The organism is Streptomyces sp. NPDC093568 (assembly GCF_044764945.1).
Classification (GTDB): Bacteria; Actinomycetota; Actinomycetes; order Streptomycetales; family Streptomycetaceae; genus Streptomyces.
This window is the reverse complement of the sequence record NZ_JBIWJD010000001.1, coordinates 1,016,543-1,039,978: the sequence shown is the minus strand read 5'-3', so window position 1 is coordinate 1,039,978 and position 23,436 is coordinate 1,016,543. Positions and strand designations below refer to the sequence as shown.

Below are 23,436 nucleotides of genomic sequence, written 5' to 3'. Positions count from 1 at the left end.
CTCCTAGCTGTGCAATGTCACGTGTTACGGGCTGTTTCGCGCCTCATTATCGTCGACGGTTCACAGCACGAACCCGGCCGGGAAGGGATCCGACGGATCGAGCAGGTACTGCGCGGTGCCGGTGATCCACGCCCGGCCGGTGAAGCTCGGCAGGACGGCCGGCCGGCCCGCGACCTGCGTGGTGCCCAGCAGCCGGCCGGTGAAGCGCGTGCCGATGAAGGACTCGTTCACGAACTCCGTGTGCAGCGGCAGTTCACCCCGCGCGTGCAGCTGCGCCATCCGCGCGCTCGTGCCGGTGCCGCAGGGCGAGCGGTCGAACCAGCCGGGGTGGATGGCCATCGCGTGCCGGGAGTGGCGGGCGGTGGCTCCGGGGGCGATCAGGTGGACGTGGTGGCAGCCGCGGATGGACGGGTCCTCGGGGTGGACGGGCTCCTCCTCGGCGTTGATCGCGGCCATGAGGGAGAGACCCGCTTGGAGGATGTCGTCCTTGCGGGAGCGGTCGAAGGGCAGCCCGAACTGCTCCAGCGGCAGGATGGCGTAGAAGTTGCCGCCGTACGCCAGGTCGTAGGTCACCGTGCGCCCGTCGGCCAGGGTGATCTTGCGGTCGAGGGCGACGGAGAAGGACGGCACGTTCTGGAGGGTGACCGCCTTGGCGGCGCCGTCCTCCACGGCCACCTCGGCGACGACGAGGCCCGCCGGGGTGTCGAGCCGGATGGTGGTGACCGGCTCGACGACCTCGACCATCCCGGTCTCGACGAGCACGGTCGCCACGCCGATCGTGCCGTGTCCGCACATCGGCAGATAGCCGGAGACCTCGATGTAGACGACCCCCCAGTCGCAGTCCGGCCGGGTGGGCGGCTGGAGGATCGCACCGCTCATCGCGGAGTGGCCGCGCGGCTCGTTCATCAGCAGCTGCTTGATGTCGTCGCGGTGCTCACGGAAGTACAGCCGCCGCTCGTTCATGGTCGCGCCGGGCACGGTCCCGATCCCGCCGGTGATCACGCGGGTGGGCATGCCCTCGGTGTGGGAGTCGACGGCGTGCAGGACGAGTTTGCTGCGCATGGGTCCAGCCTCCCTGGTGATTACGCGAGCCCGGCGGCGACGGCCTTCTCGGTGGCGGCGCGGATCGCGGCCTCCTGCTCCGGCAGCAGGGGCACCCGCGGCGGACGGCAGCGTCCCCCGTGCCGGCCGACGATGTCCATGCTGAGCTTGATCGCCTGCACGAACTCCACCTTGGAGTCCCAGCGCAGCAGCGGGTGGAGCTGCTCGTACAGCTTCCTGGCGGTGCCCAGGTCGCCGGCGACGGCGGCGCGGTACAGCTCGACGGTGGACCTGGGCAGCGCGTTCGGGTAGCCGGCCACCCAGCCCTTGGCGCCGGCGACAGCCAGCTCCAGCAGGACGTCGTCGGCGCCGATCAACAGGTCGAGTTCCGGGGCGAGTTCGGCGAGCTGGTAGGCACGGCGGACGTCGCCCGAGAACTCCTTCACCGCCTGGATGTACCCCTCGCCGTGCAGCTTCGCGAGCAGTTCGGGGACGAGGTCGACCTTGGTGTCGATCGGGTTGTTGTACGCCACGACCGGCAGGCCCGCCTTCGCGACCTCCGCGTAGTGGGCGAGGACGGAGCGCTCGTCGGCGCGGTACGCGTTCGGCGGCAGCAGCATCACGGACGTACAGCCCGCGTCCCGCGCCTGCTCTGCCCAGCGCCGCGACTCGGCGGAGCCGTAGGCGGCGACCCCGGGCATCACCCGCGCCCCGCCGATCGCGGCGACGGCCGTCTCCACGACCTTCGCCCGCTCCTGCGGGGTGAGCACCTGGTACTCCCCGAGGCTGCCGTTCGGTACGACGCCGTCACAGCCGTTCTCGACGAGCCAGGCGCAGTGCTCGGCGTACCGGCCGTGGTCGACGCGGAGGTCGTCGTCGAGCGGGAGGGCGGTGGCGACGAGGACGCCGCGCCAGGGGCGGTGGTCGGTCATGAGGTTCCTCTCCGAGTGGCGTTGTCGTGTTGCCGGGCGAGTACGCCGAGCGGTACGGGCCTCGCGAACGGCCGTCGGGACGGCGTGAGTTCGCAGCCGGCGAGCCCGGCGACCGCGGGCCCGCACACGCGGCCCTGGCACCAGCCCATTCCGGCCCGGGTGAGCAGCTTCACGGTGCGGACGTCCCCGGCGCCGAGTTCCTCCACCGCCTCGCGGACGGCACCGGCGGTGACCTCCTCGCAGCGGCAGACGACGGTGTCGTCCGTGACCTGGTCGCTCCAGCGCGCGGGCGGCGGGTACGCGGCGTCGAGGGCGGCGGCGAGCTTGCGGAGTCTCGTGCGGGACCTGGCGGCCGCGGCCCAGCGCGCCGGGTCGGGGTCGGCGCCGCTGAGCCGTGCGGCGACGGAGAGTCCGGCGAGGTGTCCCTCGGCCAGGGCGAGGGCCGAGCCGCCGATGGACTCCCCCGCCGCCCATACGCCGGGTACGTCGGTGCGCTGCTCGTCGTCGACGGCGACCGTCGGCCCGTCCAGCCGGCAGCCCAGGGTCTCGGCGAGGTCGGTGTGCGGGAGCATGCCGTGTCCGACCGCGAGGGTGTCGCACGGCAGATGGCGTTCGGTGCCCGGCCGGACACGCCCGTCGGCGTCGAGGGCGGCGACGGTGACTCCGGTGAGCCGGTCCTCGCCGTGGGCCCGGACGACCGCGTGGCGGGCGAGGAGGCGGACCCGGTGGCGCAGCAGGCGGGCCGCGTATCCGGCGCCCTCGGGCAGCTTGGCGGCCAGGGCCCGGCCGTGCCGTACGAGGTCCGCGGCGCCGGCCGCTTCGACGAGCGCCGCGACCTCGACGCCCGCCGCCGCGAGCCCGGTCGCCACGGGCAGCAGCAGCGGCCCGGTCCCGGCGACGACGGCCCTGCGTCCGGGCACCGCCAGCCCGCCCTTGAGCATCGCCTGCGCGCCGCCGGCGGTGACGACACCGGGGAGGGTCCAGCCGGGGAAGGGGAACACGCGCTCGTAGCCGCCGGTGGCGAGGAGTACGGCGGCGCCGCGCACCACGGCCGGCTCCCGCTGCTCGGGGCCGACCAGGGCGTGCACCGCGAAGCCGTCCGAGTCCCGCTCCACGGCCCAGACATGGTGGCCGGGCAGGAACCGGGCGCTGCTGCCGGCCAGCGCGTCCCTGAGCCGCTCCCAGGTCCGCCACTGGTGGTGCAGGGCCTGCGGCCGGCGGGCGTGAAGGGCGGACGCCGGCTGACGGTAGAACTGCCCGCCCGCTTCGGCCGCCGAGTCGACGATCGCCACGTCCAGGCCCTGGGCGGCGGCCGCCACCGCCGCGGCGAGTCCCGCCGGTCCCGCCCCGATCACCGCGAGGTCAGTCATCGTGCCCCGTCCCCTCCTGTGTCCGGATCACGTCACCGGGGTGCAGTCGCACCAGGCACGCCCTCAGGTTGGGGCGGTCGTTGACCATGACCAGGCAGTCGAAGCAGACCCCGATGCCACAGAAGACACCACGCGGCCGGCCCTCGCCCCGGGTGGCCCTCCAGGAGGTGATGCCGGCCGCCCAGAGCGCGGCGGCGACCGTCTGTCCGGGCAGCGCCTCGATCTCGCGCCCGTCCAGGGTGACCGTGAAGGCGGGGCCAGGATGGGCGTCGGCGAGCTCCAGAGGGGTTCTCATACGGCCTCCTCGGCGAAGCGGTCGGGGCGGAACGGCGTCAGGTCCAGGTCGGGGGTCTTCGCGGTCAGGGCCTGCGTGATCAAGTGGCCGGTGCCGGTGGCGAGTCCGATGCCGGCGCCCTCGTGGCCGCAGGCGTGGTGCAGGCCGGGCACCCGGGGGTCGGGGCCGATGGCGGGCAGGTGGTCGGGCAGGTACGGGCGGAAGCCCACGTAGGCGCGCATCGCGTGGACGTCGGCCAGGAACGGGAACAGCCGTGTCGCGCCCGCCGCCAGCGCCCGTACGACGGGCAGGGAGAAGGTCCGGTCGAAGCCGACGCGTTCGCGGCTCGCGCCGATCAGGACCGGGCCCGCCGCGGTGCCCTCGACGACCGGGGAGGTCTGGAGCGCGGCCGAGTCGCTGGCCACGTCGGCCACGTAGTCGGCGGCGTACACCTTGTGCCGGACCTTGCGCGGGAGGGGCTCGGTGACCAGGACGAAGCCTCGCCGCGGGAGGACGGGGAGGTGGGCGCCGGCGAGTGCGGCGAGTTCGCCGCCCCAGGTGCCGGCGGCGTTGACGACCGCCGGGGCGTGGATGTCGCCCCGGTCCGTGCGCACGCCGCGCACCGCGCCCCCGGGTGTGCGCAGGACGCGGGTCACCGTCGCGCCGGTGATCAGACGGGCGCCGGAGGCGCGGACGAGGTGGGCGGCGGCCAGGGCGGGCATGACCTGGGAGTCCTGCGGGTAGTGGACGCCGCCGGGCAGGCCGGGTGCCAGGTGGGGTTCCAGGTCGTACAGCCCGTCGCCCGCGACGGGTTCGGCGACGACCCCGGCGGCACGCTGCCCGTCGGCGAACCGCTCCAGCGCCGCGAGCCCGGCCGGGGACGAGGCCACGACGACGCCACCCTTCGCCTCGTACTCGACGGCCGTGCCGAACTCCCGCGCCAGTTCGCCCCACAGACGGCCGGACAGCAGCGCGAGGTCCAGCTCCGGGCCCGGTTCCTTGTCCGAGACGAGGATGTTGCCCTCACCGGCGCCGGTCGTGCCGCCGGCCACCGGGCCGCGGTCGACGAGGATCACGTCGAGCCCCGCCCGGGCCGCGTACAGCGCGCAGGCGGCGCCCACCATCCCGGCACCGACGACCACGACGTCGCAGGTCAGTCGCTCGCTCACGCCAGTACTATGTCACACACCACCCTCTGACGGAACAGTGCGGAACAGTGGGGAACAGTGCGGAACAGCTGGAACGGCAGAGCACGGCGGAACACGGACACGGCGGAACACGGGGGCTCTCCGCTTCCCGGGGACGCGCGACGCACTGACGGGGCGCCGCCGGCGACCTGAACGCCGACGGTGCCCCGGTCAGTCTTCGGTGGCGGGCACCACGCGCAGATGGGCCGCGCCCCGGCGCACCGTGCGCGCCCGGGGCCGGTCGCGGCGCACCTCACGCAGCACCAGCGTCAGCCGGGTGTATCCCATCTCCTGAAGGGTCCTGGGCGTCTCGTCGACGACCCGGCACTCGGTGGCGCCCCAGCGCGGGTCGGGGTGCAGCAGCGGGCGCACGGCGCCGTCCTGGGCGACGGCCCGCTCGCCGACCGCGCGGATCCAGTGCGGCAGGCCCTGCCGGTAGGCGGCCTCCATGATCGGGTCCTGGGCGATCTCGCGGCGGATGGCCTGCAGGCCGTGGTCGTGGCCGTGCCGCTCCACGGCGGCGGCGAACTGGGCCAGCATGGGCAGGCACCAGCTGGACTCGTGCTCACCGAGGACCGTGGCGGCGTCCGGGTGGAAGAGCACGAACCGCAGGAGGTTGTCGCCGGGCATGGCCGTCGGATGCGGGCCCACACCGCGGAAAAGTGACGCGAAAGCGGTGTTCGCCAGGACGACGTCCCAGCAGCGGTCGAGAACGACGGACGGGAAGGGCACGGCCTCCACGAGGCCGGCGAAGTCCCGCAGATACGCCTGGGCCTCCGAGCTCTCGGGGACGGGTCGCGGTGCGGACCGCTGCCCACCTGCCTGATATGCCATCGGGAGGTCACCCCTCTTGCCTATGCGGCCTTCACGCGGCGCCCCGATCCTGCTGCCCATGCCAGAGCCGTGTCAACTATCGTGGCATTTCATGTCGGTTGACGGCTGAAATTGGCCACAGTTGTGGCGAGACCTGGATGTGAGTTCGAACTACCCGGTAATCTCCGTCGAGTTCACGGGAAGGGCTTGTGAGGAGCCTGTGAGAGACGTAGGAGATCTGTCGGTGACGGATGGCTTCGAGGTCCCGGGCGCCACGCCGACGGCAGCGCTGCCGGCCGTCGTCGCCCGCGTCACCGCGCTCGCCGACCGGCTCGGCGTGCCGCACGCGGAGGTCTTCGACACCGGACGCCTGTCCGTAGCCTGCGGTGTCCCCGAGCCCGTGGTCAAGGCGCTGCTGAGCGGACGCCCCGCGGGTGAGCCCGATGTGCAGGCACGCTTCCTCCAGCGGCTCGACCTCCTGCGCCGCACCCGGCTCAAGCCGAACGGCCGCAAGTACACCCAGCAGGAGATCGCCGACGGCGCGGCCATGTCACGGCAGCAGGCGGGCGCCCTGATCAACGGCGACCGGCGCCCCACCATGGAGCACTGCGACGCCATCCAGCGCTTCTTCCGGGTGCACGCCGGATTCCTCACGGCCGAGGACCCCGAGGCGCTCGCGGGCGTCCTCCAGCGCACCGAGCAGGACCTGCTCCAGAAGCTCGCGGAGCGCGAGGCCGCCCAGGCCGCCGAGGACCCGCTGGAGAAGCTCCTCCAGGACCACGGCGTGCGCGGCATCGCCTGGCGGGCCGCGCAACTGCCCACCGACCAGCACCGCGACAAGGTCGCCGAGTGGCTGGACATGCTCCTGGAAAGCGTCAAGCGACCCGAGTCGTGATCCGGGGAGAACGGAGATCTGTGGGCATCGGCAGGGAAATGCGCCGCCTGTGCGGCGAGTTGGTCGCGGAGCTCACGCTCCCCGCGCCCGCGGCACCCGGGCAGCTCTACGGCGCGCTGTGCGACGCCATGAGCAGACGCCGGGGCCGTCCCGTCCACTTCCGTACGGCCGCCTTCCCGGTCGGCACCGCCAGCGGCCTGTGGCTCGACATGGCCGACCAGGACCTCGTCGTGATCGAGGAACGCACCGCGCCGGACCACCAGTTGGTGATCCTCGGCCATGAGCTGTGGCACATGAAGGCCGGTCACTGCAGTCACAGCGTCGAGGGCGCCAGCGTGGCGGCCCGGCTCCTGTGCGACGACGCCGACCTGCGCTCGACGGTGCTGAAAGTCGCCGCCCGCAGCCGTTTCGACGAGGCCGAGGAGCAGGAGGCCGAGAGTTTCGGCCTGCTGCTGGCCAGCAAGTGCCGTACCTGGCTGGCCGACTCGTCGGCGCGCGGGCAGCGGGACCATCTGGCGGGGCGCATCGAGGCGTCACTGGGGTACCTCGGGCCACAGGGCTGACCCGCCGTCACGCGGAAGCGGCCGTCCCGCGCCTGCGGTACCCCCGCTCGGGCGACGCCCGGAGCGGCGGTGGGACCCGATTGTCAGTGGTGGACGGCAAGCTGGTGGTGCGCCCTCATATGCGGGGCGTGACGCGACGACGCCGACTTGGGGAGAGCCGACCGATGCCCACCGCCGTACTGACCGATCGCGAGCGCACCGCCGTCCAGGCCTATCTGCGGCTGTTGCACACCGTACGAGCCGCGTTCGACGGTCCGCCCGGAAAGGGCCGACCACCCGTCGTGCCGCCCGCCGTCCTCGCCGAGGCGGAGCAGGCACTGGCGGACGCGGGCCTGACGGGCAACGAGGAGGCGTTCTTCCGGCTGCTGACGAGCTGGTGCCCGGCGGAGCCGTAGCGCGTCCCGTGTCCGGCCGCGGGGGTCTCAGGTGTGCGGCACGCTCACCGCTGTCGCCACCAGCCCCCGCCGGACCGTCCAGCGGCCGTCGAAGTGGTCGAGCCGGTGCTCGCCCACCCGCGGGCCCGGCACCAGCAGCCGGGCGCGGAAGCCGCCGCTGTGCCGCTCGCCGGGGTCGACGAAGACGTCGATGTCGGCCTCGGTGAAGTCCAGCCACTTCCCGGTGAGCGGGAACCACGCCTTGTAGACGGACTCCTTGGCGCTGAACAGCAGCCGGTCCCAGTGGATGTCCGGGTGGTCGCCGGCCAGGCGGCGCAGCCGGTCCGCCTCGGCGGGCAGCGCGACGGCGGGCAGCACGCCCTCCGGGAGGGTCTGGTGGGGCTCGGCGTCGATGCCGAGGGAGGCCAGGTCGGCGGCGCGGACCAGTGCGGCTGCGTGGTAGCCGTCGCAGTGGGTCATGCTGCCGACGAGGCCGGCCGGCCAGCCGGGGGCGCCGCGTTCGCCGGGCAGGATCGGCCGCGGGGGCACGCCGAGCTTCTCCATGGCGCTGCGCGCGCAGACGCGGACGACGGCGAACTCCCGGCGGCGCTTGGCGACCGCCTGGGCGACGATCGCCTCCTCCTCCGGGTACAGCGCCCCGGCGGCGGGCTCCTCGTTGCCGTACGCCTCGACGGTGACCACCGGGTCCGGCAGCAGTTCCTCGATCAACGCGCCCCGTCCTCCTTGGGCAGAATCCGGCGCAGCTGTCCCGGCGGGCCCGGTCGCTTGCGCCACTCGCGGGGATATCCCACCGAGACCTCCTCGAACCGGACGCCCTCGTGCCAAGTGGTCCGGGGGATGTGGAGGTGGCCGTAGACCATGGTCGCGACGCGGAACCTGCGGTGCCAGTCCGCGGTCCGCCGGGTGCCGCACCACATGGCGAACTCGGGATACCAGAGTACGTCCGTCGGGTGCCGGTCCAGCGGGTAGTGGTTGACGAGGACGGTGGGCAGGTCCTCGGGGAGCGCGGCCAGCCGGCGCTCGGTCTCGGCGACGCGGGCCTCGCACCAGGCCTCGCGGGACGGGTAGGGGTCGGGGTGCAGCAGGTACTCGTCGTTGCAGACGATCCCGGTCCCGTGCGCGTACCTCAGCCCCTCCTCCTTGGTGGCGCAGCCGGAGGGCAGGAAGGAGTAGTCGTACAGCAGGAACAGCGGGGCCACGGCGACCGGGCCGCCGGGGCCGTCCCAGACGGGGTAGGGGTCCTCGGGGGTCGTCACGCCGAGGTCCCGGCACATCTCGACCAGGTGCTCGTAGCGCTCGACGCCGCGCAGGGTGACGGAGTCCTTCGGGTGGGTCCACAGCTCGTGGTTGCCGGGCGCCCAGACCACCTTGCGGAAGCGGCCGGCGAGCGTCTTCAGCGCCCAGCCGATGTCGGCGACGGTCTCGGCCACATCACCGGCGACCAGCAGCCAGTCCTCGTCGGAGCCGGGCCGCATCCGCTCGACCAGCGCGCGGTTCTCCTCGTAGCCGATATGCAGGTCGCTGATGGCCAGCAGCTGTCCGGCACCGCCGACCGTCGACGTCACCCTTCGCCCCTTCCGCTCACACGGACTCGTCCACGGACTCTCACCCGGACGATCACACGAATGAGACCACGAGAACACACAGTGTTCCACCGGTACAAGGCCGGATCACGTCGGCGCGGCCGGGAGCGCGGAGGGGCCCGGGACGGTCAGGAAGCATCCGCAATTCCGTAACACGTACGTTGCACGCGGCACCCCTTTAAACCCGTATGATCGCCCCAACACCACCGCTTTGAACGTCCCTTCGCAAGGGGCGATTTGGTGTCCCTCCATTCATCCTGCCCGGGCAAGGGCCTGCTTCGCCCTGCCCGCGAACCCGAAAGGACGGCCCTGCATGGTCTCTCGCGTACGCGTCTGGCTCAACCGCACGTACGCGGAGAACGTGTTCTTCGTGGATCAGCTGCGACGAAATCCCAGCGATCGGGCCGTGGAGATCCATGCGACGCACGGGGACGCCGACTCCCCCGTGCTGGCCGCCGCCGACACCGCCGAGCTGGAGCCGGAGGGCCTGTCCCCGGCCGGGTACGTGGAGTACGCCCTGGCCCAGTGCCGGCGCCGCGGGATCGACGTCTTCGTGCCCCGGCTGCACCAGTCGGCGATCGTGGCGCACCGGGCGGACTTCGAGGCGATCGGCACGGCGCTGCTGGCGCCGCCGCCCGAGGCCGTGGCCGTCTTCCACGACAAGGTGATCGCCTACGAGGCCGTGCAGGCGGTCGGGGTGCCGGTGCCGCCGTGGTGGCGGGTGCGCAACGCCGACGAACTCCTCGCCGCCGTCGAGGAGTTGGAGGCGGCCGGTCACAAGGCCTGCTTCAAGCCGGCGTCCGGTGCGGGCGGGGTGGGCTTCCGGGTCATCACGCGCGCCCCCTTCTCGCTGCTGCACCTCAGCGGGTTCCCGACGCCGTACGTGCAGCTGGATCTGGTGCTGGACGCACTGCGGCGGGCGGACGAGCCGGTGGACTGGCTGGTGATGCCGCGCCTCGAGCAGCCGGAGGTGTCGGTGGACTGCCTCACCGGTCCGGACAACCGGGTGCGGCTGGCGATCGGCCGGATCAAGAACGGCCGGCGTCGCGGGTTCACGCTGCAGGAGCAGTGGCTGGAGCCGGCGCGGCTGATCGCGGAGGGGTTCGGGCTGCACTACCTGTCCAACATCCAGTTCCGGATGTTCGGCGACACTCCGGTCCTGATGGACGTGAACACCCGGCCGGCCGGCGGGCTGCACCAGCTTTCGCTGTGCGGCGTCAACGTGCCCTGGCTGGCAGTGCAGTTGGCGCTCGGTGAGGACCCGGGCGAGGTGGTTCCGCCGTTCCTGGGACAGGACTACACGGTGGTCTCGGGGCCGCGCCCGCTGCGCCCGGTGTCCATTCCGCAGCAGCGGTCCGAGGACACGGAGCCGTTGCTGCCGGCGGTTCCGGCGCCCGCGCCGGTGGAGTCGGTCGAGAGCGGGGCGGCCCAGGCCCTGCCGCTCTAGCACTTACCGGTATGGACCAATCCCTACGTCAGAGCTTGACAGCGGGATTGGTCCATACCAACTTGGTCTACGTATCGCGTATCCCTCCGCACTTCCCTGCACCTGTGGCACTCCCGAACACCCCACTTTTCCCAGGGAGATCACGTGCGCAACCAACCTCTCGGGCGTCTCAGACGCCGACTCCTCGCCCTGCTCGGCTCCGCCGCTCTCGCGTTCACCGGAGCCGTCGCCCTTCCCACCACCGCCCACGCGGCCAACGTCCTGTCCAACGCCGGCTTCGAGTCGGGCGGGCTCTCCCCGTGGTCCTGCACCGGCAATCTCGGGTCGGTCGTCTCCTCCCCCGTGCACGGTGGGTCCAGGGCCCTCGCGGGGGCGGTGAGTTCGAGTGACATCGCCCAGTGCGGCCAGACCGTCGCCGTCCAGCCGAACACGACCTACACGCTCAGCGGCTGGGTGCGCGGCTCCTACGTCTACCTCGGGGTGAACGGCGGAGCCTCCACCTGGACCTCGTCGCCGTCGGCGTACAGCCGGCTGTCCCTGTCGTTCACGACCGGGGCCTCCCAGACCAGCGCCACCGTCCATGTCCACGGCTGGTACGCCCAGGGCACCTACTACGCCGACGACATCAGCCTCGACGGACCCGGCGGCGGTTCGGACACCCAGGCGCCGAGCGTGCCGGGCAGCCTGCGGTCCACCGGCAAGACGTCGTCGAGCGTGTCGCTGGCCTGGAACGCCTCGTCGGACAACGTCGGGGTGACGGCGTACGACATCTACCGCGGCGCCACCCAGGTGCTCAGTGTGTCCGGCACCAGCGCCACGGTCAGCGGGCTGTCGGCGAGCACGGGCTACACCTTCACCGTGAAGGCGCGGGACGCGGCCGGGAACACCTCCGCGGCCTCCAACGCCGTCACCGTCACCACGGACCCGGGCGGCGGCGGTGGCGGCTTCAAGCAGGCCGCGCCGTATCTGTACCTCGGCTGGGGCGATCCGCCGAGCGCGCCCTCGGTGATGAACGCGACCGGCGTCAAGTGGTTCACCATGGCGTTCATCCTGTCCTCCGGCGGCTGCAACCCTGCCTGGGACGGACAGCGCCCGCTGACCGGCGGGAACGACCAGAGCGTCATCAACTCGATCCGCTCGGCGGGCGGTGACATCGTCCCGTCGATCGGCGGCTGGAGCGGCAACAAGCTCGGGCCGAACTGCTCCAGCGCCGAGGCACTGGCGGGGGCGTACCAGAAGGTCATCGACGCCTACGGACTGAAGGCGATCGACGTCGACATCGAGAACACCGACGAATTCGAGAACGCGACCGTGCAGGACCGGATCCTGAACGCCCTGAAGATCGTCAAGGCGAACAACCCGGGGCTGCGGACCGTCCTCACCTTCGGCACCTCGACGACCGGGCCGACGTACTGGGGCAACCGGCTCGTCGAGCAGGCCAAGGCGCTGAACGCGGACATCGACGTCTTCACGATCATGCCGTTCGACTTCGGCGGCGGCGCCGACATGTACGGCAACACCGTGAACGCGACGGAGGGGCTGAAGAACAAGCTGAAGTCCACCTTCGGGTGGGACGACGCCACCGCCTACGCCCACATCGGCATCTCCGGCATGAACGGCCTGTCCGACCAGCAGGAGCTCACCTCACCCGCGACCTGGACGCAGATCCGCGACTGGGCGAACTCCCGTCACATCGCCCGTCTCGCCTTCTGGTCGGTCAACCGCGACCGGCCCTGCCCGGGCGGCGGCGTGACGAGCAACTGCTCCGGGATCAGCCAGAGCAACTGGCAGTTCACGTCCATCACGGCCGGCTTCACCGGCTGAGGAAACCCGTCACCCGCGCCGGGAGAATTTTTTCCGGCGCGGGTGTATCAGGGCGCCGCCCGCGCGCTCATAAGAGTGAAAGGCAACGGGGAAACCCACGGGGGAACGACGGGGGACCGAGGGAACACGGGGGAAGCACGGGGGATTCGGGCCGGTGGGCCACCGCCACGGGGGCGGCGGCCCACCGGCCCGAAGTCGGTCCCGGGGTGTGTCAGAAGCGGCCCGAGCCCCGGTACAGCTCCAGTTCCCCGTCCAGCTCGACGGCGAGCACGGTGGCGTGCGGGTCGAGGTCCGCCGCGGTGGGCGGTTCGATCCAGAGCACCCCGGGTGTCTCGTGCAGTCCGCCGGTCACCCGGTGGGCCAGCTCCCGCCCGCTGCCGAGCACCGTGACCCGGCACACCCCGCCGAGCAGCCCGCGTACGTTGATCTCGGCGCGCGGGGCGTCGAAGAGGACCAGGTACAGGGTGCGGCGGTCCTTGGACAGGGTGCTCGGGCCGTAGTGGTGCCCGGCCGGGAGGCCGCGCTCGGTGCCGTACACCGCTTCCGCGTGCTTGGCGATCCAGTCGCCGAGCCCTTCCAGGCGCTCGACGTGCTCCCGCGGGATCGTGCCGTCCTCCCGGGGACCGACGCTGAGCAGCAGGTTGCCGCCCCCGCCGATGGTCTCCGTGAAGTACCGGATCAGCTGGTCGACCGACTTGTGGTTGTGGTCGTGGTGCTGGTGGCCCCAGGAGTCGTTGAGCGTCAGGCACAGCTCCCAGGGGCCCTCGGGCGGGACCACGGGTGCGCCCTGCTCGGGCGTTGCGTAGTCGCCCTCGCTGAGCATGCGGGCGTTGAAGACGACGTCCGGCACCTCGGAGCGGATCAGCGCGGCCAGCTCGGGGATGCGCCACTGCTCCTCACTGCGGTCCCACTCGCCGTCGAACCACATCAGGTCCGGCCGGTAGCGGGACGTCAACTCCCGTATCTGGCCGTCCCGGTAGGCGAGGAAGCGTTCCCACGCGTCCAGGTCCTCGTCCTCGGCGGCGACCTCGGAGTACCGGTTGTCCTCCAGCTCCGGCGGGCGGCCGGGCTTGCGGGTGGAGGCGTAGTCGGGGTGGCTCCAGTCCGAGTGGGAGTAGTACAGGCCGACCTTCAGGCCCTCCTCGCGCAGGGCGTCGGCGTAGCCGCCGATCAGGTCGCGGCCCACGTTCAGATCGCCGTACGCGGTGTCCCACAGGGCCACGCCGTCGTGGTGGCGGCTGGTCAGCACGGCGTACCGGGCGCCGGCCCGCGCGAAGAGCTTCGCCCAGTCACGTGGCTCGTAGCGGGACGCCGTGAAGCGGTCGAACTGGGACATGTACCGGTCGTACGGGACGATGTCGTCGTAGAACGACCAGGACTCCTGAACTCCGTCCACGGCGTAGATGCCCCAGTGGACGAAGATCCCCAACTTGGCGTCGGTGAACCAGGGTTGTATCGCCATCAGCCCACCTCGGCGCGCTGGAGACGAAGGGTCAGCACCTGGAAGGGGCGCAGTGAGACCGGCACCCCGCCGTCGACCTCGGCGGCCTCCAGCGGGCGCTCCAGGAGGTCGGTGATCTGGGCGCCGGCCAGCGGGAAGCCGGTGCGCACGACGCCCTGGGCCCGGCCGCCCCGCGACTCGTAGAGCCGCACCACGACGTCGCCGGACTGGTCGTCGGCCAGCTTGACCGCCTCGACGGTCACGCCGTCGCCGTCGACCGAGACGACCGGCTCGGGCGCGCCGGCCGCGTCCGCCACGCGCAGCGGGAGGTTGAGGGAGTACCCCTCGGCGACGGCGTCCTCGATGCTCGCGCCGGGCAGCAGGGAGTAGGTGAAGCGGTGCATGCCCTGGTCGGCATCCGGGTCCGGGACACGCGGGGCGCGTACCAGGCTGAGGCTGACCCGGGTCGTCGTACCGCCGTCCGCGCGGACCGTGCGGGTCACGTCGTGGCCGTACGTCGAGTCGTTGATGACGGCGACGCCGTAGCCGGGCTCGGCGATGTGCACCCAGCGGTGGCCGGAGACCTCGAAGCGGGCCGCCTCCCAGCTGGTGTTGGTGTGGGTGGGCCGCTGGATGTGGCCGAACTGGATCTCCGCGGAGGAGTGCGGGGCGCGGATGTCGACCGGGAAGCCCGCCTTGAGGATCTTCTCGGCCTCGTGCCAGTCGATCTCGGTCTCGAAGTCGATCCGGGGGCTGCCGGCGCGGACGGTGATCGTCTGGGTGAGCCTCGAGCCCTTGCCGAAGGCGCGGGTGACCCGGATCGCGCCGATCAGCGGGTCCTCCTCGACGACGGTCAGCGACTCGGTCTCCAGCAGGTCCTGGTAGCGGTTGCGGTAGTGCTTGTCGATGTCCCAGGCGTCCCAGTAGTTGGGCAGGTCCGTGTGCAGGCGGAGCAGGTTGCCCTGGTCGGCGAGGACTTCGCGGTTGGCCCGGAGGTCGAACACCGAGGCAAGGGTGCCGTCCTCGGCGACCTCGACCCGGATCAGTCCGTTGTCGAGGACACGGCCGGAGACGGTCACCGGCCGCGCGGGCTCCTCCGATGCGAGGGGCGCGCTGCCGCTCGCGGGCACCGTGACGTACGCCGGTGCGCCCTCGGCCGTGCGGACCACCTCGGCGCGCTCGAACGGGCTCGTGTTGAAGACCCGGGCCTGGCCTTCGCCCAACGCGGCTACCGCGTCGGCCGTCAGCGCCTCCAACTCCTCGGCCACGCGGGCGTATTCGGCCTCGGCCTCACGGTGCACCCAGGCGATCGAGGAGCCCGGCAGGATGTCGTGGAACTGGTGCAGCAGGACCGTCTTCCAGAGCCGGTCCAGCTTCTCGTACGGGTAGGTGTAGCCCGGCGCGTGCAGCGCGGCGGTCGTCGCCCACAGCTCGGCCTCGCGGAGCTTGTGCTCGCTGCGCCGGTTGCCCTGCTTGGTGCGGGCCTGGGAGGTGTAGGTGGCGCGGTGCAGCTCCAGGTAGAGCTCGCCGTTCCAGACGGGGGCGTCCTCGTACTCGGCGCGGGCCTTGGCGAAGAACTCGTCGGGGTGCTCGATGACGACCTTGGGTGAGCCCTCCAGGTCGGCGAGGCGGCGCGCCCGCTCCATGATCTCGCGGGTGGGGCCGCCACCGCCGTCGCCCCAGCCGAAGGGCGCGAGCGAGCGCGTACCGCCGCCCTTCTCCGAGTAGTTGCGGACCGCGCGGTCCATCTCCTCGCCGCTGAAGCGGGCGTTGTAGGTGTCGACGGGCGGGAAGTGGGTGAAGATGCGCGTGCCGTCGATGCCCTCCCACCAGAAGGTGTGGTGGGGAAACTTGTTGGTCTGGTTCCAGGAGATCTTCTGGGTCAGGAACCAGTCGTTGCCGGCGAGCTTGGCGAGCTGCGGGTAGGCGGCGGTGTAGCCGAAGGAGTCCGGCAGCCAGACGCCCTTGGTCTCGACGCCGAAGTGCTCGATGAAGAACCGCTTGCCGTGGATCAGCTGGCGGGCGATGGCCTCGCCGCCGGGCAGGTTGCCGTCGGCCTCGACCCACATGCCGCCGACCGGCGCCCACTGGCCCTTCTTCACGGACTCCTGGATCCGGGCCCACACGTGCGGGTAGTTGTCGCGCACCCACTCGTACTGCTGGGCCTGCGAGCAGGCGAAGATGAAGTCCTCGTACTCGTCCGCGAGGGACGTGACGTTGGAGAAGGTGCGGGACGTCTTGCGCTTGGTCTCGCGGATCGGCCACAGCCACGCGGAGTCGATGTGCGCGTGGCCGACGCCGGAGATCGTGTGCGCGCTGGCGTGGGCGGGCCTGGCGAGGACGGGGGCCAGTACCTCCCGTACGGCCGCCGCGCTGCCGGAGATGTCGTCCAGGTCGAGGACGTCCATGGCCCGGTCGAGGGCGTGCATGATCTCGTGCCGGCGGGGCTCGTGCTCGGCGAGGTGGACCATGAGCTCGCGCAGCACCTGGAGGTCGAGGTCGAGGTGCCAGACCTCCTCGTCCAGGACGGCGATGTCGGCGCGCCGGAAGGTGTACAGCGGCTTGTCGCCCGCGGTCAGGACGTCGCCGAGCGGGGTCGGGGCCGCGAAGTCGTTGGCCAGGATGTCGGGGTTGGAGGCCGCCTCGACCAGGTAGTCGATCTCCTCGCCGCCCGCGACCGGGTTGCCGATCGGCACGTACTGGTTGAGCGGGTTGACCGCCTTCAGGGGGCGGCCGTCGGCGAGGTGGACCAGGGCCTCGGCCTGGTTGCCGGGCCAGTCCCCCACGAAGCCGAGGTCGATGACCGCCTCGACGCGTCGTCCGGCCCACTCGGCGGGCACCTGTCCGCGCATCCGGAACCAGGTGGTGCCCCAGGGCGGTCCCCAGGGGGTGTCCATCGCGAAGGGCTCGTACCGGGCTGCCGCCGCCTCCTCGAAGGAGACCGGCTCACCCGGCGCCTGCCAGGCCTCGACCTCGAAGGGGACGGTGGCCGAGTAGATCGCGGGCTTGATGCGCTGGTTGTGGACGCGCTCGACGCGTTCCTCGATCCGGCGGCGTTCGTCGTGCATCAGGGTCTCCAGGGAGGGAGAGAACGGAGGGGAGGCGAGGGAGGGGTGAAAGCGCTTTCCCAGGTGAGCGCTACTTAAGGTACGCCAGCCCGGGGTGGACCGAGGAGTACCCCTCGACCAGCCTGCGGGCGACGTTGACCGAGTCGACCAGCGGGTGCAGCGCGAACGCCTTCACGGCCGTGGCGCGGGAGCCGGACTCGGCGGCGGCGAGCACCTCCCGCTCGACCGCCTTCACCGAGCAGACCAGCCCGGTGGCGTGGTCCGGCAGCGGGGCCACGGCGACCGGGTGGGCACCGTTGGCGTCGACCAGGCAGGGCACCTCGATGACGGCCTCGGAGTCGAGCACCGACAGCGTGTTCTGGTTGCGGACGTTGAGGATCAGGGTCGTGCGCTCGTCGCGGGCGATGGCCCGCATCAGCGCGAGCGCCACCTTCTCGTAGCCGCCGGAGAGGTCGTCGGCGTCGCGCTCGCCGGCGCCGGCGGTCTCCCGGTTCTCCGACATGTAGGTGGCCTCGCGCTCGGCGCGGGTGCGGTCCCAGACCGCCAGGGCGGAGGCACCGGGGTCGCGCATCCGCTCGTAGAAGCCGGCCTGCTGGTCGCGCAGGAAGGCGCCGCGGGTCTTGTCGGCCTCCTGGTAGGCGCGGACGGCCTCGCGGTTGAAGTAGTAGTAGTGCAGGTATTCGTTCGGGATCGCGCCCAGCGAGCGGAGCCAGTCGACGCCGAAGAGCTTGCCCTCCTCGAAGGAGCCGAGCAGGTCGGGGTCGGCGAGCAGGCGCGGGAGTTCGTCGCGGCCGGCGACGCGCAGGCCGCGCACCCAGCCGAGGTGGTTGAGGCCGACGTAGTCGATCCAGGCCTCGCCGGGGTTCTTCACGCCGAGCACACGGGCGATACGGCGGCCGAGGCCGACCGGTGAGTCGCAGATGCCGATGACGCGGTCGCCGAGGTGGCGGGACATGGCCTCGGTGACCAGGCCCGCGGGGTTGGTGAAGTTGATGACCCAGGCGTCCGGCGCGAGGCGGGCGACCCGCTGGGCGATGTCGACGGCGACCGGGACCGTGCGCAGGCCGTAGGCGATGCCACCGGCGCCGACCGTCTCCTGGCCGAGGACGCCCTCGGCGAGCGCGACCCGCTCGTCGTTCGCCCGGCCCTCGAGGCCGCCGACGCGGATCGCGGAGAAGACGAAGTCGGCGCCGCGCAGGGCCTCGTCCAGGTCGGTGGTGGCGGTGACCCGGGGTGCGTCGGGCACGCCGGCCGCCTGCTCGGCGAGCACCCGTGTCACGGCGGACAGTCTTTGCGCGTCCAGATCGTGCAGCACGACGTGGGTGACCCGGCCCTCGGCCCGGTCCGTCAGGAGCGCCCCGTACACGAGCGGCACACGGAATCCTCCGCCGCCGAGAATCGTCAGCCTCACGTCTGCACCTTTCCCGCCACGACGACCTCGACGCCCGCCTCCTGCAAAGAGGCCCGCGTCACCGGGTCGACCGGCGCGTTCGTCACCACCACGTCCAGGTCCCCGGGACCGCACACCTTCGCCATCCCGTGCCCGGGGAACTTCGCCGCGTCGGCGAGCAGGACGACCTTGTCGCTCGACTTGATCATGGCCCGCTTGACCGGCACCTCGACGACCGTGGTGTCCATGACGTGCCCGCCCGGCCGCACCCCGCTGGTCCCGAGGAACAGCCAGTCCGCGTGCAGCTGGCGCAGGTTGTCCTCGGTGAGGAAGCCGACCAGGGAGCGGTACTCGCGGCGGACCATGCCGCCGAGCAGCACCAGCTCGATGCCCTCGTCGTCGGCGAGCTCCTCGTAGACCACCAGGTTGCTGGTGATCACGGTGAGCCGGCGGCCGTGCAGCTGCCGGGCCAGCCGGAAGGCGGTGGTTCCGATGTCGAGCAGCACGGACTGGCCGTCCTCGATCATCGCCGCCGCGTGTGCGGCTATGGCGTCCTTCTCGGCCACGCGCACCTCGGCGACCTCGGCGAAGGGCTGGTCGCCCTCCTCCACGACCGCGCCGCCGTGCACACGTGTCAGCAGGCCGTCCTCCTCGAGTTTCAGCAGGTCACGCCTGACCGTGGCGGGGCTCACACCCAGCTGCTCGGAGAGATCGGTCACGGCCGCGGGGCCGCCTGAGCGCAGGGCCCGCAGGATGAGTTGGTGTCGTCGTTCTGCCAGCACGGCGTGAACACTACTCGTCATCTTCAATCATCGCCATGCTTATTTCTGCTCGGGTATTGACCAATCTCCCGGAGCGGCGCACGATTCCGGTCACCGAAATGAAGAGTTTTGACGAGCTCTCCGAGCGGGTCCTGAACGAGAGGACGTTCCCGTGGACGACGACCGGCCCGATGTGCTGCTGACCGGGCTGCTCTTCTACGACCTCGTTCTCACGGGGCTCGGGAAGCCGCCCACACCGGGCGAGGAGATCTGGACGGGCGGCATGGGCTGCGGACCGGGCGGCATCGCCAACCTGGCGGTGGCCGCCGCCCGCTTCGGCCTGCGGACCTCGCTGGCCACGGTGTTCGGCGACGACCTGTACGGCGAGTACTGCCGGGACGTCCTGCAAGACCAGGAGGCCGTCGACCTCTCGCTGTCCCGCTCGGCCGCCGGCTGGCCCACCCCGGTCACCGTCTCCCTCGCCTACGGCCAGGACCGGGCGCTCGTCACCCACGGCCAGGAGCCCCCGTACTCGCAGGACGCGCTGATGGGCGACCCGCCCGAGGCGCGCACGGCCCTCGTGCACATCGAGGCAGAACCCCGCGAGTGGCTGGCCAAGGCCGCCGCGAACGGCACGCAGATCTACGCCGACGTCGGCTGGGACCCCACGCAGCAGTGGTCGACCGACCTCCTCGACCAGCTCCGCCTGTGCCACGCCTTCCTCCCCAACGACACCGAGGCCATGGCCTACACCCGCACCGACAGCGCGGTCGCGGCACTCGGCACGCTCAGCGAGCTGGTGCCGGTGGCGGTGGTGACGCGCGGCGGTGACGGTGCGGTGGCCGTCGACCAGACGACCGGCGAATACGCGGACGTACCCGCCCTCGCCGTCGACGTCCTCGACGCGACGGGCGCCGGCGACGTGTTCGGGGCGAGCTTCGTCGCGGCCTCGCTCGGCGGCTGGCCCCTGGAGGAACGGCTCAGGTTCGCCGTCCTCGCCGCCGGCCTGTCGGTCCGGCGGCACGGCGGAGCCCTCGCGGCCCCCGGCTGGTACGGCGTGGACCGCTGGTGGCGCTCCCTGACCGATCCCGAACTGAAGCGGGCGTACGGCTTCCTGGCGGACCGCGTCCCCGCCGACGTCGGCCCTCCCGTGCGCCACGCCCCCATCACCCCGCCGGCCGGCCCCACCCCGATGGGTCCAGGCGCCCGCGCACGGCGGCACTGACCCCCGAATCCCTCAGCACGTCGAACAGGAACAACAGGAGTGACCCGTGGACCTTTCTCGTAGAGGCTTCCTCCAGGCCGCCGTGTTCACCGCGGCCGCGTCCGGTCTGACCGTCGCCTGCGGCAGCGGCTCGGAATCGGGCGGCACCAAGAACGGCAAGGACCTCACCATGTGGTACTGGGGTGGCGCACTCAGCGACAAGGTGGTGGCGGAGGCGAAGACGCACTTCAAGAGCCAGGTCAAGCTGACCACCGCCTCCATCGGCGGCGACTTCAAGCAGAAGCTCACCACCACCCTCGCCGCAGGCGGCTCCTCCGTGCCCGACATCACCGGCATCAAAGGCGAGGACATCGCCTCCTTCCTGCCCAACGCCGACCGATTCCTCGACCTGAACGACCTGGGCTTCAAGAAGATCTCGTCGCAGTACCTGGACTGGAAGACCAAGCTCGCCCAGACCGAGGACGGCAAGCAGATCGGGTTCCCCATCGACATCGGTCCCACCGCGCTGTTCTACCGCGCGGACCTGTTCGACAAGGCCGGGCTGCCCACCGACCCCGACAAGGTCGCCGCCGAGGCCAAGACCTGGGACGGCTACTTCGCCCTCGGCTCCGAGCTGAAGAAGGCGCAGCCCGGGGTCTTCCTGGTCAACAACATCGGCTCCGTGTTCAACATCGCGGTCGGCCAGGGCACCAAGCGGTTCATCGACGAGGACAACCACTTCATCGGCGACCAGGACCACATCCGAGCCGCGTGGACCACCGCGGTCCGCCCCTACACGCTCGGCATCGACGCCAAGATCAACGACCAGACCTGGAACGCCGCCATAGGCAAGAATCTGGCCACCGAACTCGGCGCCGCCTGGCACGCGTTGGACATCGAGTCGGCGGCCCCGGACACCAAGGGGAAGTGGCGGGTCTGCGCAACGCCGAACGGGCCGGCCAACCAGGGCGGCTCCTACCTGGCGCTGCCCTCGCAGTGCCGCAACCCCGAAGAGGCGTTCAAGATCATCAGCTGGATCCTCAGCCCCGGCAACAACGCCAAGAGCTACACCGACGCCACCATCTTCCCGGCCTCTCCGGCGACGTACGCGATGGAGGCCATGACGGGCCCCGACGCCTTCTTCGGAGGACAGAAGATCATCGAGGTCTTCGGCCCGGCCGCCGAGGCCATCCCGGTCAGCTACGAGGCACCCGCCGACGCCGCGGTCATGGCCCCCTACTTCACCGAGCTGACCAACATCGAGGCCAAGGGCAAGAAGCCCGACGACGCCTGGAACGACGCGGTCAGCCAGGCCAAGCAGATCGCCCGGCGACAGGGGGTGAACTGAGGTGTCGTCCCCTCCGGTCACGGGCTCCGCCACGGTGCACGAGCACCGTGGCGGGCCCGGCCCGGCCCGTTTCCGCCCCCGGCGCACGCCGCCCCCCGGCGCCGCTCGGCCCGCGCGTCGCGGCGTGCTGTCGTACTGGCGGCAGTACCTGGCGATCTCACCCTTCTACCTGATCTTCGCCGCCTTCTCCTTCGTTCCCGTCTTCTATTCGCTGTACCTGGCCTTCCAGCGCTATGACGGCCTCGGTACCAAGCAGTTCGTGGGCCTGCAGCAGTTCGAGTTCCTCTGGAGCGACCCGGTCTTCTGGCTGTCGATCCGCAACACCCTGGTGATCTGGGTGCTGTCCACCGTGCCCACGCTGTTCGGCGCCCTGGTACTGGCGACGCTGCTGCACTCGGTGCGCCGCTTCAAGGGCTTCTACCGCATCGCCCTCTACGTGCCGAACGTCACGTCGATCGTCGCCGTGGCGATCTTCTTCGGCGCGGTGTTCAGCAACAACTTCGGCCTGGTCAACGCGATTCTGGGCACGGTCGGCATCTCGCCCGTCCCGTGGCTGAGCAATCCATGGCTGATCAAAGTCGTGATCGCGGCGCTGATGACCTGGATGTGGACCGGCTACAACATGATCATCTACCTGGCCGGCCTCCAGGCCATCCCGCAGTCCGTCTACGAGGCGGCCAAGATCGACGGCGCCGGGCCCGTGCGGACCTTCTTCCAGATCACCATTCCGATCATGCGGCCGATCATCCTGTTCACCGTCGTCATCTCGACCATCAACGGCCTGCAGAGCTTCAGCGAACCCCAGGTCCTGTTCGCCAGCAACGCCGCCAACCAGAACCTCGGCGGCCCCGGCCAGGCGGGCCTGACCACGCTGCTGTACTTCTACCAGTCGGCCTTCCTCAACAACGACTACGGCTACGGCGCGGCCATCGTGTGGGCCTTCTTCGTACTGATCATCGTGCTCGTCGTCATCAACTGGCGCATCGTGCAACGAGGGAGGAAGTCATGACGACGGCCGCTACCCCATCGCCGGCCACGGGCGCGAGGCGGCGGCTGCGGCGCCCCACGGGCCTGACCGCGCACATCCTGCTCCTCCTGGCCGTCCTGGTCTCGGTCTTCCCGTTCGCGTGGACGATCGTGATGGCGACCAACACCACCAAGGACATCTACAAGAGCCCACCGAAGCTGACCTTCGGCTCCCATCTGCTGGAGAACATCCGCCATGTGCTCGACACCATCGACTTCTTCGGGTCGATGCTCAACACGGTCGTCGTCGCGTGCGTCACCACGGTCCTGGTGCTGTTCATCGACTCCCTGGCGGCCTTCGCCTTCGCCAAGTTCGACTTCCCGGGGCGCAAAGTGCTCTTCGGCACGCTGCTGGTGTTCATGATGCTGCCACTCCAGCTGGCCGTCCTGCCGCAGTTCATCCTGATGTCCGAGATCGGCTGGGTCGGCATGCTCAAGGCGCTGGTCTGGCCCGCCCTCTCCAACGCCTTCGGCATCTTCTGGCTGCGCCAGTACATCGAGAACGGAGTACCCGACGAACTGCTCGACGCCGCGCGCATCGACGGCGCCGGCTTCTTCCGCCAGTACCGGAACATCGTCCTGCCGATGATCAAGCCCGCGCTGTCCTTCCTCGCCATCTACGCCTTCGTCAACGCCTGGAACGACTACGTCTGGCCGCTCATCGTGCTCACCAACCCCGACCGCGTCACGCTCCAGGTGGAACTCGCCCAGCTCCACGTCGGTCACACCACCGACTACAGCATGGTCATGGCCGGTGTGCTGATGGCGTCCCTGCCCCTGGTCATCGTCTTCACCGTCTTCGCGCGCGGGTTCGTAGCGGGCGCCACCGAAGGCGCGGTTCAGGGCACCTGAGCCCACGTCGAGAGAGAGGTCC

At 71.2% G+C, this 23,436-nt stretch carries 21 protein-coding genes; 9 read left to right on the top strand and 12 right to left on the bottom strand.

The window, feature by feature from the left end; all coding sequences use genetic code 11:
* Nucleotides 1-60 precede the first annotated feature (60 nt).
* The 6 genes from ACIRD7_RS04435 to ACIRD7_RS04410 all read right to left on the bottom strand — a co-directional run bounded on the left by ACIRD7_RS04435 (nucleotide 61) and on the right by ACIRD7_RS04410 (nucleotide 5,638).
* Nucleotides 61-1,062, bottom strand: a complete 1,002-nt coding sequence (locus ACIRD7_RS04435; protein WP_403449571.1) for a proline racemase family protein — start codon at nucleotides 1,060-1,062, stop codon at nucleotides 61-63.
* A gap of 20 nt (nucleotides 1,063-1,082) precedes the next feature.
* A complete protein-coding gene (locus ACIRD7_RS04430; protein ID WP_403449568.1) occupies nucleotides 1,083-1,973 on the bottom strand; it encodes a dihydrodipicolinate synthase family protein in 891 nt (296 codons plus the stop codon).
* A complete protein-coding gene (locus ACIRD7_RS04425; protein WP_403449567.1) occupies nucleotides 1,970-3,343 on the bottom strand; it encodes an FAD-dependent oxidoreductase in 1,374 nt (457 codons plus the stop codon). The genes ACIRD7_RS04430 and ACIRD7_RS04425 overlap by 4 nt, the downstream gene beginning before the upstream one ends.
* Nucleotides 3,336-3,638: a (2Fe-2S)-binding protein gene (locus ACIRD7_RS04420; protein ID WP_403449564.1), complete on the bottom strand. Its 303-nt coding sequence runs from the start codon at nucleotides 3,636-3,638 to the stop codon at nucleotides 3,336-3,338. The genes ACIRD7_RS04425 and ACIRD7_RS04420 overlap by 8 nt, the downstream gene beginning before the upstream one ends.
* Nucleotides 3,635-4,786: an NAD(P)/FAD-dependent oxidoreductase gene (locus ACIRD7_RS04415; RefSeq protein ID WP_403449561.1), complete on the bottom strand. Its 1,152-nt coding sequence runs from the start codon at nucleotides 4,784-4,786 to the stop codon at nucleotides 3,635-3,637. Before ACIRD7_RS04415 ends, ACIRD7_RS04420 begins: the two co-directional genes overlap by 4 nt.
* A gap of 189 nt (nucleotides 4,787-4,975) precedes the next feature.
* Entirely contained in the window at nucleotides 4,976-5,638 is a 663-nt protein-coding gene (locus ACIRD7_RS04410) for a hypothetical protein (protein WP_403449559.1), read from the bottom strand.
* A 223-nt stretch (nucleotides 5,639-5,861) separates the two neighbouring features.
* Here ACIRD7_RS04410 and ACIRD7_RS04405 point away from each other — a divergent pair, with 223 nt between their 5' ends.
* From ACIRD7_RS04405 to ACIRD7_RS04395, 3 genes are all read left to right on the top strand, one after another.
* Nucleotides 5,862-6,512, top strand: a complete 651-nt coding sequence (locus tag ACIRD7_RS04405) for a helix-turn-helix domain-containing protein (protein ID WP_403449556.1) — start codon at nucleotides 5,862-5,864, stop codon at nucleotides 6,510-6,512.
* A 38-nt stretch (nucleotides 6,513-6,550) separates the two neighbouring features.
* Nucleotides 6,551-7,075: a toxin-antitoxin system, toxin component gene (locus tag ACIRD7_RS04400; RefSeq protein WP_403451655.1), complete on the top strand. Its 525-nt coding sequence runs from the start codon at nucleotides 6,551-6,553 to the stop codon at nucleotides 7,073-7,075.
* Nucleotides 7,076-7,239: 164 nt separating this feature from the next.
* Nucleotides 7,240-7,470, top strand: coding sequence for a hypothetical protein (locus ACIRD7_RS04395; RefSeq protein WP_383401319.1), 231 nt, complete (start codon nucleotides 7,240-7,242; stop codon nucleotides 7,468-7,470).
* A 27-nt stretch (nucleotides 7,471-7,497) separates the two neighbouring features.
* Here the strand turns inward: ACIRD7_RS04395 and ACIRD7_RS04390 are convergent, their stop codons facing one another.
* Both ACIRD7_RS04390 and ACIRD7_RS04385 read right to left on the bottom strand, forming a co-directional pair.
* The gene (locus tag ACIRD7_RS04390; RefSeq protein ID WP_403449553.1) at nucleotides 7,498-8,178 is read right to left on the bottom strand and encodes a 4'-phosphopantetheinyl transferase; all 681 of its coding nucleotides are present in this window, start codon (nucleotides 8,176-8,178) and stop codon (nucleotides 7,498-7,500) included.
* Nucleotides 8,175-9,035, bottom strand: a complete 861-nt coding sequence (locus ACIRD7_RS04385) for a metallophosphoesterase family protein (RefSeq protein ID WP_403449550.1) — start codon at nucleotides 9,033-9,035, stop codon at nucleotides 8,175-8,177. The genes ACIRD7_RS04390 and ACIRD7_RS04385 overlap by 4 nt, the downstream gene beginning before the upstream one ends.
* 331 nt (nucleotides 9,036-9,366) lie before the next feature.
* Here ACIRD7_RS04385 and ACIRD7_RS04380 point away from each other — a divergent pair, with 331 nt between their 5' ends.
* Nucleotides 9,367-10,500, top strand: coding sequence for an ATP-grasp domain-containing protein (locus tag ACIRD7_RS04380; RefSeq protein WP_403449547.1), 1,134 nt, complete (start codon nucleotides 9,367-9,369; stop codon nucleotides 10,498-10,500).
* 144 nt (nucleotides 10,501-10,644) lie between these two features.
* On the top strand, nucleotides 10,645-12,324 hold the full coding sequence (locus tag ACIRD7_RS04375; RefSeq protein ID WP_403449545.1) for a carbohydrate binding domain-containing protein: 1,680 nt from the start codon (nucleotides 10,645-10,647) through the stop codon (nucleotides 12,322-12,324).
* A gap of 211 nt (nucleotides 12,325-12,535) precedes the next feature.
* Here the strand turns inward: ACIRD7_RS04375 and ACIRD7_RS04370 are convergent, their stop codons facing one another.
* The 4 genes from ACIRD7_RS04370 to ACIRD7_RS04355 form a co-directional block, all read right to left on the bottom strand.
* Entirely contained in the window at nucleotides 12,536-13,786 is a 1,251-nt protein-coding gene (locus ACIRD7_RS04370; RefSeq protein WP_403449542.1) for an alpha-L-fucosidase, read from the bottom strand.
* Entirely contained in the window at nucleotides 13,786-16,833 is a 3,048-nt protein-coding gene (locus ACIRD7_RS04365; protein WP_403449539.1) for an alpha-mannosidase, read from the bottom strand. Before ACIRD7_RS04365 ends, ACIRD7_RS04370 begins: the two co-directional genes overlap by 1 nt.
* 70 nt (nucleotides 16,834-16,903) lie before the next feature.
* Entirely contained in the window at nucleotides 16,904-18,244 is a 1,341-nt protein-coding gene (locus ACIRD7_RS04360; protein WP_403449537.1) for a 6-phospho-beta-glucosidase, read from the bottom strand.
* Nucleotides 18,241-19,005 (bottom strand): DeoR/GlpR family DNA-binding transcription regulator, encoded by a 765-nt coding sequence (locus ACIRD7_RS04355; protein WP_403449535.1) that lies wholly within the window; start codon nucleotides 19,003-19,005, stop codon nucleotides 18,241-18,243. Before ACIRD7_RS04355 ends, ACIRD7_RS04360 begins: the two co-directional genes overlap by 4 nt.
* A gap of 151 nt (nucleotides 19,006-19,156) precedes the next feature.
* Between ACIRD7_RS04355 and ACIRD7_RS04350 the strand changes: the two genes are divergently transcribed.
* From ACIRD7_RS04350 to ACIRD7_RS04335, 4 genes are all read left to right on the top strand, one after another.
* A complete protein-coding gene (locus tag ACIRD7_RS04350; protein WP_403449533.1) occupies nucleotides 19,157-20,209 on the top strand; it encodes a carbohydrate kinase family protein in 1,053 nt (350 codons plus the stop codon).
* Nucleotides 20,210-20,255: 46 nt separating this feature from the next.
* Nucleotides 20,256-21,536 carry an ABC transporter substrate-binding protein gene (locus tag ACIRD7_RS04345; RefSeq protein WP_403449531.1) on the top strand — a complete coding sequence of 427 codons (1,281 nt, stop codon included), beginning with the start codon at nucleotides 20,256-20,258 and terminating at the stop codon, nucleotides 21,534-21,536.
* Between the two features lie 124 nt (nucleotides 21,537-21,660).
* A complete protein-coding gene (locus ACIRD7_RS04340) occupies nucleotides 21,661-22,545 on the top strand; it encodes a carbohydrate ABC transporter permease (RefSeq protein WP_403451653.1) in 885 nt (294 codons plus the stop codon).
* The gene (locus tag ACIRD7_RS04335; RefSeq protein WP_403449528.1) at nucleotides 22,542-23,414 is read left to right on the top strand and encodes a carbohydrate ABC transporter permease; all 873 of its coding nucleotides are present in this window, start codon (nucleotides 22,542-22,544) and stop codon (nucleotides 23,412-23,414) included. The genes ACIRD7_RS04340 and ACIRD7_RS04335 overlap by 4 nt, the downstream gene beginning before the upstream one ends.
* Nucleotides 23,415-23,436: the final 22 nt, after the last annotated feature.